At 36.8% G+C, this 15,989-nt stretch carries 13 protein-coding genes; 4 read left to right on the forward strand and 9 right to left on the reverse strand.

The genetic code is table 11. From position 1 onward, the window contains the following. Positions 1 to 85: 85 nt before the first annotated feature. A complete protein-coding gene (gene rsmA / locus LC115_00640) occupies positions 86 to 853 on the reverse strand; it encodes a 16S rRNA (adenine(1518)-N(6)/adenine(1519)-N(6))-dimethyltransferase RsmA (protein ID MCZ2355187.1) in 768 nt (255 codons plus the stop codon). 103 nt (positions 854 to 956) lie between these two features. Between rsmA and LC115_00645 the strand changes: the two genes are divergently transcribed. Both LC115_00645 and queF read left to right on the forward strand, forming a co-directional pair. Next, entirely contained in the window at positions 957 to 1,415 is a 459-nt protein-coding gene (locus LC115_00645) for a hypothetical protein (protein ID MCZ2355188.1), read from the forward strand. Then, a complete protein-coding gene (queF, locus tag LC115_00650; protein ID MCZ2355189.1) occupies positions 1,412 to 1,843 on the forward strand; it encodes a preQ(1) synthase in 432 nt (143 codons plus the stop codon). Before LC115_00645 ends, queF begins: the two co-directional genes overlap by 4 nt. A 68-nt stretch (positions 1,844 to 1,911) precedes the next feature. Here queF and LC115_00655 read toward each other — a convergent pair whose 3' ends face one another. The 7 genes from LC115_00655 to LC115_00685 form a co-directional block, all read right to left on the reverse strand. Further along, complete coding sequence (locus LC115_00655) at positions 1,912 to 4,158, reverse strand: hypothetical protein (protein ID MCZ2355190.1); 2,247 nt, start codon at positions 4,156 to 4,158, stop codon at positions 1,912 to 1,914. 356 nt (positions 4,159 to 4,514) lie between these two features. Beyond that, positions 4,515 to 4,856, reverse strand: coding sequence for a glycosyltransferase (locus LC115_00660; GenBank protein ID MCZ2355191.1), 342 nt, complete (start codon positions 4,854 to 4,856; stop codon positions 4,515 to 4,517). A 102-nt stretch (positions 4,857 to 4,958) separates the two neighbouring features. After that, on the reverse strand, positions 4,959 to 5,450 hold the full coding sequence (locus LC115_00665; protein ID MCZ2355192.1) for a hypothetical protein: 492 nt from the start codon (positions 5,448 to 5,450) through the stop codon (positions 4,959 to 4,961). A gap of 155 nt (positions 5,451 to 5,605) precedes the next feature. Further along, entirely contained in the window at positions 5,606 to 6,292 is a 687-nt protein-coding gene (locus LC115_00670) for a LytTR family DNA-binding domain-containing protein (protein MCZ2355193.1), read from the reverse strand. 96 nt (positions 6,293 to 6,388) lie between these two features. Next, complete coding sequence (locus tag LC115_00675; GenBank protein ID MCZ2355194.1) at positions 6,389 to 8,326, reverse strand: GHKL domain-containing protein; 1,938 nt, start codon at positions 8,324 to 8,326, stop codon at positions 6,389 to 6,391. Between the two features lie 261 nt (positions 8,327 to 8,587). Then, positions 8,588 to 9,769 carry a glycosyltransferase gene (locus tag LC115_00680; GenBank protein MCZ2355195.1) on the reverse strand — a complete coding sequence of 394 codons (1,182 nt, stop codon included), beginning with the start codon at positions 9,767 to 9,769 and terminating at the stop codon, positions 8,588 to 8,590. Beyond that, a complete protein-coding gene (locus LC115_00685; GenBank protein MCZ2355196.1) occupies positions 9,766 to 10,953 on the reverse strand; it encodes a glycosyltransferase in 1,188 nt (395 codons plus the stop codon). Before LC115_00685 ends, LC115_00680 begins: the two co-directional genes overlap by 4 nt. Positions 10,954 to 11,287: 334 nt before the next feature. Here LC115_00685 and LC115_00690 point away from each other — a divergent pair, with 334 nt between their 5' ends. Continuing rightward, positions 11,288 to 13,258, forward strand: coding sequence for an OmpA family protein (locus LC115_00690; GenBank protein MCZ2355197.1), 1,971 nt, complete (start codon positions 11,288 to 11,290; stop codon positions 13,256 to 13,258). A gap of 49 nt (positions 13,259 to 13,307) precedes the next feature. On the opposite strand, the gene bshA is transcribed toward LC115_00690, so the two are convergent. Continuing rightward, the gene (gene bshA / locus LC115_00695; GenBank protein ID MCZ2355198.1) at positions 13,308 to 14,435 is read right to left on the reverse strand and encodes an N-acetyl-alpha-D-glucosaminyl L-malate synthase BshA; all 1,128 of its coding nucleotides are present in this window, start codon (positions 14,433 to 14,435) and stop codon (positions 13,308 to 13,310) included. Positions 14,436 to 14,620: 185 nt separating this feature from the next. Here bshA and LC115_00700 point away from each other — a divergent pair, with 185 nt between their 5' ends. Continuing rightward, complete coding sequence (locus tag LC115_00700; protein MCZ2355199.1) at positions 14,621 to 15,973, forward strand: Mur ligase domain-containing protein; 1,353 nt, start codon at positions 14,621 to 14,623, stop codon at positions 15,971 to 15,973. The last annotated feature ends 16 nt before the right edge of the window (positions 15,974 to 15,989 follow it).

Raw genomic sequence — 15,989 nt, forward strand, 5'->3', positions numbered from 1 at the left:
TAAAAAATCCAATATGCAAAATATTGGTCTTGTTTATTTTTCACTATCGTATAAATAGCTCATTTAAGAAAAACTAAGCGACTTATTATCTTTTCAGTGCCCGTTCTGTATAGGTATTTGCCAAGGACACAAAGTCATTGATAGAGAGTTCTTCGGCTCTACATTGTTTTAGATTTTCAGGAAGCGTAAATTGATGTTCGGGGAGGGTATTTCGCAGCATTTTGCGCCTTTGGCTAAACGCTTGTTTCACCAGCATACAGAAATCCTTCCAGTTAGTAACCGGTGTCGGTATCGTTTTTCGTTGTTTTAAGACCACAACGGCAGAAGTTACTTTAGGAGGCGGCGAAAAAGCGCCCGGCCCTACCGTAAATGCTATCGAAATCTCAAAACCATAACCCAATAATACAGAAAGTATTCCGTAGTTTTTATTTTTAGGCCGACTAATTAGCCGTTGAGCAACCTCGTATTGTATCATAAAAACACCTTGCTGAATCTTAGAATAAGCCGAAGCTAACTCAAAAAAGAAAGACCCCGAAATATTATACGGCAAATTTCCAACCAAAATACTGTTTGTAAGTGATTGAAAATCATACAGTAAAATATCATTCTGAATCACCGTCAATTTAGTATTTTTGGAAAAATGTTTAGCAAGATATTCTATCGCTTCGGTGTCTTTTTCAATAGCGGTTACAGAAAACCCACGCAATAGCAGGTAGTTTGTTAAAGCACCCGTTCCCGGCCCTACTTCAATCAGATAACCTTCCGGGGGGTCAGCTACCAAGCTGGCTATTTTTTCCGCAATTCGTTTATCGTGCAAGAAATGCTGCCCTAAGTGTTTTTTGGGTTTAATCACGTTGTAAAAATACAACGGCAACCTTTCTAAATATGCTTTTTACGCGGTTTTCGGCACAACCAAATTTTATACCTTTGTATCTTCAAAGAAGAAATGACAAACTATGAAAAGTTTTGAAATAGAATTGCGTTTATTATCAGTAGATTGTATTCGTGCAACCGAAGATGAAGACGAATTTTATATAACCGTTGAATCCGTTTATGAAGACAAAACTAAGGATGAACTTCACCGAATCCCCAAAGAAAGTAAAGGCTATTGGTCAATAAGTTCCGGCCAGTCTATTGGCCCCAACGCCATACTATATTCTGCGAATATAAATACCGGAGTTACCATTACGGTTTCTTTTCGGGAAGAAGATGCCGGCGGATTTATCAAAATAGCTGATGACGTACTTGGCGGGTTCAGCTTAAAAGTACTACCTGACAAAACAATTGAATGGAAAACCACCAAAACAACCAACTGGACGGGTAGAATGGACGATAATTCACAGCTAATGGAGCTAACCGGTGCCAATTCTTTGTACAAAGTGCGGGTCATTTTATTTGAAAAAGTACCTTTATGATTTCAGACACACCGGAATTTGCCTCTCCATACCCAATCCAGATTGCAGATACCCGCCAAAGTTTAGACTTAGCCGGAAAAGCTGCACTGCTGAAGACCTTTGATTTATTGCAGGAAAACAGACAGCTTATCGAAATCAAGACCCAAGAATTTTCGGCTGTTTGCCCGGGTAGCGGCCTGCCGGATATAGGAACACTCACAATCCAATATATCCCGAATAAATGCTGTATTGAGCTGAAATCACTCAAATACTATCTATTTTCATTCAGAAATGACGGGATTTTTCAGGAACCGGTTACAGATATTATTTTTTCCCAACTTTGGGACTGTTTAGAGCCGTTTTACCTGCACATACAGATGCGTTACAATACTCGAGGCGGTTTTGACACCACAACAACCCAAGAACGCGGAACATTAAAACTAAACTAAACTGCTTGTTTAGATAGCTACAAATATTAAATAAACAGAAAAAACGCCCTGTTTGTTATCTGTCCAATTTAGTCATTTACCAAAATTTGACGGCCATTGAATAGTCGTACACCGTCCTTATTTTCTATAAATGAATATTGGTGTGGGCGTAGTGATGCCCATTTAAAGTGAAATTCAATCGGTTGTTTGTTGTAAATATAACTTATTTTCAGCGGATTACTGGCTTTGTATTGAATTGGAACTTCAAATAAAGCCCAGCCTTCTTGAATGTATTGCATATACGACGATATATTGTGCTGCTGTAAATGCTTTTGATTAAATTGTTTGGATTCGATATTTATCATAAAGCCGGTAACGGCACGTTTGGGAAGCTCCATCCAAAAGCTGAATATCCAATTGGTTGCTGTATCTTGGACTGTGGGTGTTCCTTCATAAAGAAAGTTATTTTGGGACTTAATCGGTAACGATTCTCCGCGTATCAAAGAAGCATTTTTTTGTAAAAATGTGTATTTATCCGATAGCTTTCGTTGTTGGAGTTTATGTGCTTCTAAATAATGCTGCTTAAAATTCTTGATTTCCAATATTTTAACGCCAGTATCTGAGTAGATTGTGTTGGAATGTAAGGTTAAAAAATTCCAACCGGGTTCGTTATATGGATTTATTTTTTGGGGAGTTACCATCCAAACCGATGCGCTATCCGGTAGGTTATTAAAGATAGTTGCCGGATAGGTTAGTTCCTGACCCGTTTGAAATTGTTCTATACATTGCCGTTGAGATGTTCGGCTAAGTTGGGCGGCAGTAGTAGGAACACCGGTACGTAAAGACAGCATCAAGGTTTGTACTGCAATCGGTAGGTTTATTTCGCGCCCAATCCATTCACAACCTGCCTGTATTCCCGGTAACGGAACTATCAAAGTAGGGTATTTTTTGGAATTTGATAAATAATAATGAGCAAAATCACGTTGCTTATCTGTTAAATCATATTTTATAATTGGCTGATAAACAGGAATAAAAATACTGGAACGAGCTTCTATAATGGGAATAAACCCAATAATAACAAGAATTACCGACAAAATAGGTTGCTTTATATTTTTAGCAGATAACCAACGATAGGTTTCTATGGCAAAAAAGATATTAATTACCCAATAATAGACCCACATAAAACGCGCAATGCTCCGAAACTGCTTTAATGGGCCTAAATAATCCATTAGGAAGTCAAGTCCGGGTATAATAAACGGAATACCGTGTGCAAATAGCCCTAAAACAAAGGCAGCTAAAAGCATTATCCTGAGTGCTTTAACGTTATCTGGAAGATTATTTAAAGCTGAAAACCACTTTTTTACTTGCAGTAAAAAAATCCCACGAAAGATGAGTATTAAGGTAGCAAGAGATGCCGCTATTCCACAATAGCCAATGGTTTCAAAGTCGTCAATGGGTCGAATTTGGATCCCCAGCTTCTCTATAAGTTGGTGCAGAAAAGTATTAGGATGTAAGAAAAAACCTTCCCACAGGGCGCGATAAGCTAAAAAACCATAGGGATTTTCCGGCCTATCCGGTACATTGGCCACTAACTTGGTCCAAAATAAAATTAACCCAAAAGGAACTATAACACCCAAAACTATCAAACGTACTGAATTTAAAATAGTTGCATTTCCAAATAAAGTTCGAAACAGCGCGTAGATAACTAAAAACATAGCTTGAATAGCCAAGAAGTATAAATGAATCATACTTGTTAAAGTTATCCAGATAGTTAAAACAAGTAAACGCGCCCAAGAGTTAGGTTTATCTTCAAACCTAAATAAAAACAGTAAAAAAACCGGTATCACAACCGAATATGCTAACGAATAATGAGCTATCAACCTGTTATTTTGAGGAGAAAGCAGTACTAAGGCTATGCTCCAAAGTATAATAAACAGACGTGGTAAATTAAATCGAGACAAAATTTTAACTAACGCAGCAGCAGCAGTACAAGCTGAAAAAATCAGCGCATAATGAAAAAAGAACAGCCCATAATTCGATATTGGAACACCTAAATATCGTAAAGTCCAGCAAAACATGGCTAAAAGAGGCGTATTATCCGTAAAGACAATATGTTCAGAAAAAGGATAATTCATCCCCTTAAAAAGCAGGATATTTGGATCGTAGCTTATATGATACAAAAAAGTATAGTAATTCTTTAGTGCATCTTCTTCATAATGATTAAGTTCTTTTTGTAATATCCCCGAATTAGGTGAAAAAACAATTTCCGGAAATAGGCAGGCAATAAGCCCAAAGGTTATCAAAAAAGTCCATAACCAATCATATTTCGGGTTCATATTCCCACTAAAATTCGCATAAAATTTTGAAACTCCTTCAAAATCACACCAATAGATATTGAAGTAAACTGAACATCCGGCCTTAAAAATACCTCTACTGGCTTTACCGAAATATCTTTACGTTTCAGTGCTAACTTAATGAATTCAAAATCAAATAGAAATTGATTTGTTTTGGTTTTTAGAAAGATTTCTTTGCCTGTATTGTCAAAGCCTTTGAGGCCACATTGGGTATCGGTAATAGAAATTCCGGCTATTTTTAGTATTGCCCGAAATAGTTTAGAAAGTATTTTTCGTGGAAGCGGCGTAGCTTGGTAGTAAACATTTCCTCGAAAACCTACGGCTACATTTGCGCCTTGCTATAAAGTTTCCAAAATAGCTGCTATACTGGCAGTTGTATAGGGAAAGTCAATATCTGTAATAATATAATAATCAGACGTAACTGCTGAAACTCCCTTTCTAAGTGCATAACCTTTACCTTGATTTTCCGGATAACCTATAAATCGAAAATTGGAATTTTCTTTTTGCAAGTATTCTAAGGTGTTTTTTAAATCATTATCCTGCGAACCGTCATCTACTACTAAGATAGAAAGCTGAATATCCGAAAACTTTTGTAACACTAATTGATTATTCTGCTTAAATATTTCATTCCAGCTATTCGGTGGCTTGTAGCACGGCAAGATAATTGTTAATGTTTGCATAAAGCAACCCGTTTCTTATGATTTTTGCAAAGGTACAAAAACCAGAATGAGTTTACTTGGCTGAGTAAACTCATTCTGGTTTTTGTATTTTAAATTACGTGCTTATTTCTGCATCGTAACGGTGTAAGTACGCTTTGTGGGAGGAGTTGTACTGCTATCATCCTCTACATAGGAAGTTTTAAAGGTCGTTCCGTCTATGGTAATAACGGTATAGTTCTTCTTCTTACCATCTTTATCAGTTAATTCGATAATAGATTCGTTAGTTGTAAATTTCCAATCTTCGTCATAGCTCTGTGGGTCAGTAGCAGTACATTTGGACGCTCCTTCATCAGTAGTTACTTTACCGGTAGTCTTGAACGTAATTTTATCGTCTTTGCTGCAAGCTGGAATATACGAGAATAAATCCGTTACCGGAGTACCAGTTCCCATATTTACACCGGGATTAGCGGTCAATGCTTTCATTGTATAGGTTTTGTTGCATAACAGTTCTGTTTTAGAAGCAGAAGGAGCCGGTGTATCCTCTTTTTTCTTACAAGAAACTGAAATTACCACGAGGCCTAAGCCAATCACGAAAAGATTCTTAATGTTTTTCATCCGTTTTATTAGATTGTTAAAAAGTGATGCGCAAAGATATTGCTTTTAGTGAGTATATCAACTTATTTTTAGCATTTTTTTTAAATACTAAAAATAAAGAAATATTTATTATTATAAAAAAAGCATACTATCACTTTGATTCTATTTATAGATAACTATAGCATATTTAGCTGAGAGATTAAGTTATCTCTGTATGATTTTCCAATTGGGATTAGCTTTTGGTCCATCACAATCATGTCTTCTTCTATAAATTTGATTTTATCAAGTCTAACGATGTATGAGCGATGAACTCTGGTAAACTCCGCCGGCAAGCGTTCTTCCATATACTTCATGGTGTTGAGGACGGTAACTTTTTCATTGCTGCATTGTATTCTGACGTAATCTGCCAATGCTTCGATATAGAGAATATCTTTGAGGTTGATTTTTTGGAGTTTTCGCTCGGTTCTGACGAATATTTCGGTTTCTTGTTCTGGATGAGTAAGTCGGTTTTGTTCCCAAATTTCTTTGGCCTTTGTAACCGCTTTTAAGAATCTATCAAAGGCGATTGGTTTCAGTAGATAATCTAAGATATTTAGTTCATAACCTTCTATGGCATAATCCGGGTAGGCAGTGGTAATAATCACCGGAATCTCAAAAGAACGCATTTTTAGAAAGTTTATCCCGGTAATTTCCGGCATATTTATATCTAAAAACAGCACATCAATCGGCTCTGTATCCAGAATTTCGATTGCTTCTAAAACATTTCCACAACTTCTATATTTTTTCAGGAACGGAATCTTCTCTACATATTGCTCTATCACAGACCGTGCAAGGGGTTCATCATCTACAATCAAACAATTCATTGGCAGGGCTATTTTTAGGTTTTTACGTTATTCTGAATCTATATGTTTTGCTGTTTATCTTAGAATAGAGTTAGTTAGTCGAACAAAAAGGTTGTTTTAATTTTGGTGTAGTGAGGAGTTTTTGGTAAGTGGATTTTCTTTGTTAAATTGTATTTCCATCAGTTTTCTGGGGAAAGTAATCATAACGGAAGTGCTTCCGGGCTGGGACTGAATTTTGATTGTTCCTTTGTATTTTTCGATGATTCTTTTGATGGTATAAAGCCCTAATCCGCTGCCTTCGCCTTTTGATTTGGTGGTAAAAAAGGGTTCAAAAAGCCGTTTTAGCACTTCCGGCTCAATACCCGGGCCAGAATCTTGAATGTTTATATGAATATCTATTGGGTCTGTATAAACCTCTATTTGTATTTTCCCTTTACGTTCTAATGCTTGTATTGCATTGAATATTATATGGTTAAAAATTTGTGCTAATTCTTCGTGGTTGCAAACTATCAGTGGTTTATGGCTGTATATTCGGGTTACATCAATACCGTGTTTAAAATAACCGGAGTAAGACTCCAAAACGCTGTCTATTGTTTTGGTTATGTCTATGGTAGATAGCTCGGAAAATTTTTCATCCTGAACAAAATTTGCTAAGGAAAAAACAATTTTATGTGTTTTTTCTACGCCGATAGAAATATTTTTAAGATTCGTGTTTAATTGGCTGATTTTGTAGGCAAGTTCTAAAAAAGAATGGGCATTTTTCATTTTAAAGAGTGGCAGATATAGCTCAATGCTATCTGTTATATTCATACCCACCAGAAGCGTAGCCATTGGAGAGGCTTCTGAAACAGAATGACTTAGCAGATATTGTTCAAAATCACGTTTTATCGCCCGTTCCTCGCGTGTGTTTAGCAGAATCGGATTACGAAAAGACTGATCTAATAACTGATTAAATAAATTTCGATGAAAGTTATCCAATTCGTTTAGCATTTCCGGAGTTTTTTTGACTAAGCGGGGAATCAGCCCTTGTAGATTTTGCCCAGCTGCTTGAATGGCTGCAATAGGTGTGTTTATTTCATGGGAAATATTGGCTATCAATTGGTTAATGGTAGCTTTTGTCTCATGGTTCACAATATCATATTGATTTTGCCTTAATTGTTCTATTTCTTGTTTTAAAGGTAGAGTTTGTTCCCGTACAAGTTTTTCAATCTTATTTTCTAAAATAATTCTATCGGATACCGGTTTAAATGCGGCTTTTAAATTTTCTATTAAAGTAATAACCTCAATGGAAAAAAAATGTAAAAACTGGTTTTGCTCAAGGTACAAAAACGCCCAAGGTTCATTTTCGTTCAGTAAGGGGGTTGCATAAACAGAACGTGTCTTACTCGCTCTAAAATAGAGATTGTTTTTCCACTGCGGATTTTCCGGAATATTTTCTATATTGATTTCGCAAGGGTTTTGTAATAAACTATTTACCATTTCGGTAGGAAGTTCATCATCAAAAAAATCTCCATCAATTTTTTGAATTTGGTTTGTGTCAAAACGGCAGACCTTTGAAATAGATTTATCCTGAATCCCAATGAAGGCAGCTTTACTTACACCGGTCAGGCTTTTTAAATCTGTTAATAGAATATCAATTGCGCCGGAAATTGATTTTTGAGCGCCAATTTTGTTGAGATACAACTGAATTCTTTCTACCAAAGACTGCTGAAAAGCAATTTCAGAGAGTATAAAGCACTGCTGGTAAAGTTTTTCTATTTTATTGGCTAAGTTTAAGGTTTCGTCTTCTGTTAGTTTTGGGGATACTTCTAACCAATTAGGGGCAACTTTTAATAGATTAGTATCTGTTGGGATAGATTTGGCAATGAGCGCAATGGGATAAAAAAGTGAGTTTTTAAGTTGTTTTTGGCTTGCTAAAAATCGCTCTTCGGTATCAAATTTTTCTATATGTAGCGACCCTATTCGCTGCTTAAGCACGATAAAAAGCCCTTGCAACTCCTGTGTTATTTCTCCTATAAACGCAACTGCGGGTTTTGAACTAATTAGGGATTTCATTAAAAACGACTACTTGTTATCTACTATCTTTAAATCTCGGCTACTTTTAAACGACTGTCTAATTTCACAAAGATACAAAAAGAAAATCATTAAACCTCAGTTTTACGGCCTGTTTGCAAAAATGTTTCATTTAGCGGTAAAATTATCATTCTTTTCCCAAATGCTTTTTTTATTCTTCTAAGAGAAATTTTTACTACATATTAATTTTTTAAGAAAATACCTAAGCATAATCTCCTACCCTTCAAAGCTAAAAAATAACGATTAATGATGCGTAATTTTCTCAAATTCGCTGGTTAATTTTTGGGCTATTGCTGGCCAATGATACCGTTCACGTACAAATTCTTTGGCATTTTTAATAATAGACTTTCTTTTTTCGGGTAAGTTTAGCAAGTCTAATATTGCTTGGGAAAATTCTGTTGGTGTAACAGCTTCCAATATTGCGATTTGATTTGGGGCTTGTAGGGCGGCATTAGCCATTGTGGAGGTTATTACCGGAACGCCCGCAGCCATAGCTTCCAAGAGTTTATTTTGAAGCCCAGACCCGGAAAATAATGGCGCTACAAAAGAAACCGCATCTTGTAGCCACGTGCGTATATCCGGCACATATCCGGTAACTATAACGCGCTTGTCATGAGCTAATTTCAAGACTTCAGAACTGGGATTAGTGCCTACAATGCAGATTTTAGCTGCCGGAAGCTGCTGCCATACCAAAGGCATGATTTTGTTTACCAAATAACGCGCAGCCTCTATGTTGGGATGATAACCCATATTTCCGGTAAATATCACTAAATATTCTAAGTCTTTTTTTCCCGGAAATTCCTCCAAAAAATAACTGCTAACACCATTGGGTATCACCGAAATATTGGAACGAATGGCTGCCGGCATAGCTTGTTTGTCTGCCTCTGAAATAATACTATAACCCTGAAAATGAACGCTTATAGATTCTTCATATCGCTTTAGACGAGCTACTTCTACTTGAATGATAGTGCGCATAAACCAATTTGAAAAAAATGCCCGCCTCCGAAATCCGGCAGAAAAACAATCCATATAATCCAAATACATCGGAATTTGATGATTGCTTGAAATATTCTCCCCTACCCTGATTAATTGAGCCCAGCAAATATCCGGCTTGATTTCTTGAGATAATTCCTGAAAACGGGTTCTGAAATCAGGATGCTTAAAATAAGCAACCTGAAATGGAATATCATCAACGATTGCGGTAAGTAAGTTTCTTATCTGGCGAATTTTACTTAACTGAATTACTTCTAAGTGTTTGCAAAATGGTTTTATGTGATTTTCATGCTCTTGGCAATCTTCATCTGACAAACATAATAGATAAAGTTCATGATGTTGGCTAAGTTCTTTTAAAAAGTAATAGGCCCGCAACTGATCTCCTTTTAGCAATGGATAAGGAAAACGAGAGAGAGCAACCAGAATTTTCATACAACTTGTTGGTAGAAGTTCAGCAGCTTTTGGGTAAGTATCTGCCAATCATATTTTTGAGCTAACATTCGAGCATTGTTACCAATTTCGATAGCTTGGTCAGGGTTTTTCATTACGGTAATGATCGCTTGCGCAAAATGCTCGGGAATATCTGCAATGATTATATTTTTACCATCTTGGTAATCAATTCCTTCTGCGCCAATTCGGGTTGTGATAACGCATCTTCCTAAAGCCATAGATTCTAATATTTTTACGCGCATTCCGCTTCCGGCAAGTAATGGAACTACTGTAATGAAATGGTCTTTCAAAAATTGAACTGCGTCAGGAACTTGACCTACTACGCGGATATTTTCTTTTTTCCAGTTTAAAATTTCTTTGGATGGGTTTCTGCCTGCAATAGTTAGCGTAGCTTGGGGGATTTTTTGCAGAACGATAGGCCATACGTTTTGGCAGAACCATTCTAAGCCCTGTATGTTGGGCAACCATTCTAAACTGCCAATAAAAGCTGCGGTTTGGGCTGGCGTAGGTGTTGACTCTTGGGATAACTGCTGATAGTTTATTCCGGCTTCCACAACGGTTAAAGGGCACTTTGCGCCAAACTGCTGAAAAGAAAGGGCATCTTTGGCAGTTATCGCCACTATACCATTAAATTGATTGAGATATTGCAGCTCAAATATCTTCCCGCGTTTGGCTAAAATACCATAATACCAACGTTTTAAGATATTTCTTTCCGTAGCTGCCATGCGTTCCCAAATCTCATATTCTAAATTATGTGCCCGTAAAATAACCGGCGTTTGGCTAATATGACGGATTGCATCTAAATACAAAGCTAAATAGACACCCTCTAACTGAATAACATCAAAAGTATGGTCGCGTAAAATCCGCTGTAAAATTCGGCTAAAATCAACACTTAAAAACCGAGCAACATTATAAGGTAATTTTGAAAATAATAAGTTCAAAAGTGCATCTTTGGGCTTAATTGCGGTGTTAATCGGCACAGAAATCACTTGCTTTACAGAATTTTCTAAGTTCGATATTGCTTGAAAATGCTTGTTCGTATTCAAAGAAAGTAAGGTTACTTCATTTCCTGCTTTGGTAAGCTCCTGAATAACAGCATACATCGCCATAGAACCACCATCAACAGGCGGATACGGTATGCGTAAAGTAAGTACCAATATCTTCACTACTGCAAAGTAAATGGATATTTTATTTACATACGGAGATTATCACCCTAAATTGCTAAAACAAGATTATATTTAACTTTTAATAGATTGAAATATAATAATTTACTCTGAAAAAGTTTTATCTTGTTTTGGGATAAAAATCTTTTTGAAAAAACTGACCACTTGTGTGCTTTTCTAATCATAGATAAAAAAGTAACCAGCAACTATTAACAACCCAGTACCAAAGTTATCAAATTTTGATACAAGTAAAAACTTTTTAGCTTTGGCAAATATTACGCTAAATTAAAACAGATTCTATCTACATTTGCAAGCAAGAACAGCAATAAACAGAATTATGTATCAACGAATTGTCTATTTATTACTATTTGGAATGCTTTTTTCCAGTATAGGAGGGTTTGCCCAGCTAAAAAAAGGTAACAAATTATATAATGCTAATAAATTTTCTTTAGCAATAGCTGCGTACCAAAAAGAGTTAGAAAAAGGCCAAAATCAAGAGGCTATGGAAAAAATCGCCGATTGCTACCGAAGAATAGGCCAGATTGCCCAAGCCGAAAAATGGTATCAAAAAATCACCAGCAAAAAAGTAGCTCCTGAGCAATACCTTCGCTATGGCCAGACCCTGAAAATGGCCGGAAAATATGAAGAAGCCAAAATCCAATTTGAAAAATTTGCCAAAGAAGCTTCATCTGACCCCAGAGGCCAGCAATATATTAAAAGCTGTGATTTTGCCCAGAAAACACTCTCTGAAACCAATAGCTACAATGCAGATAAAGTAGAAAAAATCAACTCTAATATGTCTGATATTTGTCCTGTTCCTTACAAAAACGGATTTATCTTTGCTTCAAATCGCTACCGTGTAGATCTCAAAAAGCAAAAAACGGATAATTTTTCAGGGTTTCCATATTTTGACTTATACTTTTGCGAATTTTCCCAAGCCGATAAAACATTCAAAACTCCCGGTGCATTGGGTAATACAATCAACTTACCGTTGCATGAAGGCCCCGCAACAGTAACGGCAGACGGAAAAAAACTATTTTTTGGCCGCACTATTGAGAAAAAAGGAAACCCAGATTTAGGTATCCGCAACACCACTTCCATGAAAATTGTTACCGCCGTTTGGGATGATGCCCAAAAGACTTGGGGTAGCTTTGCCGATTTTCCCTATAATAATCCCAATTATTTTGTAGGGCACCCCGCTGTCAGCAAAGATGGTAACGAAATTCTATTCGTTTCCGATATGCCCGGCGGTAGTGGTAATATGGACTTGTGGATGTGCCGCAAAGAAGGGAATAGCTGGGGAAAGCCAGTAAACTTAGGCAAAGAAGTTAACACCCCCGGAAACGAAGTTTTTCCAAGTATTCATACAGATGGAACACTTTATTTTTCATCTGATTACCACCCGGGAATGGGCGGCTTAGACGTATTTTCAGCTACCAAAAATGGAGCTACCTACGGCAGCGTCCAAAATCTCAAAATGTATATCAACTCATCTATGGATGATTTCGGCTTTTATCTCAGCGAAAATAAAGATTGGGGTTTCGTTTCTTCTAACAGAAAAGGTGGAAAAGGCCAAGACGATATTTATCTGATAACAAAATTCACCCCCAAACCACCAGTTGAAGATACCACTGCCAAAAAACCAGAAGTTGCAGCCTCTAATACCGAAAAAACACAAGTTAATGTTATTGCCGTAGAAAAAACTAAAAACAAATCCCTCGATAGCGTAGTTGTTCAGATTTTCAACGAAAAAGAAGTTGTCAGAAAATCTATGACAGACCCAAGCGGTAAGTTTTTAGTAGAACTCGAAAAAAACTATACCTACACTACTCTCGCTCGGAGAAAAGGCTACCTAAGTAAGCGCGGCAAAATCATACTCGGAAATGAAGATGCAATTGATTTTAAAATTGTTATGGAAAAAGTCGAAGTGGGTAAAAAATCTGACGACCTCCCCAACATCTATTTTGACTTTAACAGTTCAAGTGTTCGTGAACAAGATAAACCTATTTTAGACAAAATCATTCAAGTGTTACATGATAACCCTGCGCTAATTGTAGAATTAGCTTCCTATGCAGACCCAGTCGGTAGTGATGTTTCTAACCTGATTCTGTCTAGAAAACGCTCAACGGAAGCTGCAAACTATCTAACAAACAAAGGATTAGAAAAGAATAGGATTATCATTATGGGCTATGGAGAGAAAAACTTAATTGTTGTGAATGCAAAAAATAACGAAGAAAACCAGCCCAATCGTAGAACGGAGTTTATCATCCGCAAATACAATCCTAAGCAAGATAAAATGAACGATTAGTTCTGTGCCTATTTAGCCCAAAAGTCCACCTTATTAAGGGTGGACTTTTTTATGCTTGGCTTGTGATTTTATGGTAAATAGCTTCATATTTTGCTAAGGAGTTTTCTAACGAAAAGTACTTAGCTCTGGTTAAGGCAGCCTTTGCCATAGCATCATGCTTAGTAGGGTTTGTTAGTATCTCAATTGCAGCGGCAGCCATAGCATCAGTTGCCCCCATCGGGCATAAGATTCCATTTTGGTCATGCGTAATGAGTTCCGGTAAGCCTCCAACATCAGTAGCTATTACAGGAACTTCACAAGCCATTGCTTCTAAGGCTGCTAAGCCAAAACTTTCGGATTCCGAAGGCAATAAAAACAAATCTCCAATAGAAAGAATATCTTCAATGCAGTCTTGCTTTCCTGGGAAAATCACACAATTATTCAAGCCTTTTTCCCGTACCAATCGTTCTAAGTGGCTTCTTTCCGGCCCGTCTCCCACCATAATCAGTTTTGAAGCTATTGCAGTACGGATTTTTTCAAATACCGCTAATACGTCATAAGGTCTTTTTACTGCCCTAAAATTTGAGGCATGAACAATTAATTTTTCCTGATTAGGAGCTAATAAACTCTTAAATACCTGCTTTGGTCTTCGCGAAAAACGCTCAAAATCAACAAAATTAGGGACTACATCTATTTCTTTCGTGATTTCAAAAAATTGATATGTTGCCTTTCGCAAAAACTCTGATACTGAGGTAATCGCATCACTTTGGTTAATCGAATAAGTAACTACTGATGAATAAAACTCCTCTTTGCCCACTAAGGTAATGTCTGTGCCGTGTAGTGTGGTAACAATCGGTAAATGAATATCATACTGCTTCAAAATATCACGAGCCAAACAAGCACTTGTGGCGTGCGGAACGGCATAATGAACGTGCAACAAGTCAAGGCCATAAAAACGGGCTACCTCTACAATCGTTCCAGAAAGGGATGACTCATACGGAATATAGTGAAACACCGGATACTCAATTGGTCTAACTTCGTGGTAAATAATATTTTGTTCAAAATAGCTAAGCCTTACCGGCTTATCATAAGATATAAAATGAACCGAATGTCCTTTTTGAGCTAATGCTTTCCCCAATTCAGTTGCCAAAACGCCACTTCCCCCATAGGTTGGGTAACATACGATTCCGATGTTCATAGCTTTGTAAACAGCAAAAAGTAAAATTTAGTTGTTTTTTAGAGAGAAAAAGTTTAATATAAGTAAAGTTAAACTTTTCTGTAACCATCAATTGGTTTTTCCGTAGTTTATCTTTCGATAAGCATAAGTTTTTTACAAAAAAGGGCTAATTTTTACAACTAAGCTGTATTTTTGCGGAAATTCAGATGAGAATCCATTTAATTGCAATTGGTGGGGCAGTTATGCACAATTTAGCGTTAGAGCTATTGGAATTAGGGCATATCGTTACCGGTTCTGACGACGAAATATGGGAACCCTCCCGCAGCAGGTTAGCACAGGCCGGACTACTACCCGAAAATACCGGATGGTTTCCAGAAAAAATAACACAAAATATAGATTTGATAATCGTGGGAATGCACGCTAAAGCAGATAACCCAGAATTATCAAAAGCTAAAGAGCTAAAAATAAACACGTTATCATTTCCGGAGTTTATTTTTCAGCACGCTAAACACAAACAAAGAATCGTAATAGCCGGCAGTCATGGAAAAACGACTACAACTTCCATTATTTTACATATTTTAAAGGAAAATAACATCGAAGTTGATTTCTTGGTAGGCTCCATTCTACCTGGGTTCAAAAATATGGTTCATTTGACGGAACATTCATCGGTGTTAATAGCCGAGGGCGATGAATATTTAGCTTCTCCAATGCTTCCTATTCCTAAATTTTTGGTCTATCAACCCCACATGGTTGTTATCACCGGAATATCTTGGGATCATATCAATGTTTTTCAAACGGAAGAAATTTATTATCAGCAGTTTGAAAAACTGGTTCAGCAGTTACCCAAAGCTGGAACCGTAATCTATAATGCTGAGGATGCACAGGTGAGTTCATTGGTTCAAAAATATACAAAACCGGATATTCATTATGCTGTTCCCTATGAAACAATTTCTTTTAAGTATAAAAATACCCATACAGAATATCGGTTAGCTGGTGAAAAGGGAACAACACAACTATTTGGGAATCATAATTTTGCGAATATTTCTGCTGCATGGCAAGTTTGCCGTTTATTAGGGCTTTCTCCCCATCAGTTTATCCAAGCTATGGTCTCTTTTCAAGGTCCAGACAAACGGATGCAACTTATCACTTCAGAGAAGAACGGACTGTTTATTCAAGATTTTGCCCATGCTCCATCCAAAGTAAATGCAACGGTAGATGCTGTTTTGTCAAAATATGATAAAAAAGAAGTGATTGCTTGCTTAGAATTACATACTTTTAGCAGTTTAAATTCTTCATTTTTAAAACGTTATGCAGGTTCACTAAGTAAAGCGGCTAAAAAATTTGTGTTTATTAGCGACCACGCTCTTAAACTAAAAAAACTTCCTGCGATAGCGGATTCCGTTATTCAGGAGGGTTTTCAAGATTTAAGTATTATTGTTCTGCGAAACAAGAGAACATTAACAGAGGCACTTAAGCCGCTTTTAAACTCCAAAACAGTATTGCTGCTTATGTCCTCTGGAAGTTTTGACGGACTTAAAATAAACGAGCTAACTAATTAGTTTCAATAAACTTAGT

The sequence above is a fragment of the Bacteroidia bacterium genome (genome assembly GCA_026932145.1).
Lineage (GTDB): Bacteria > Bacteroidota > Bacteroidia > J057 > JAIXKT01 > JAIXKT01.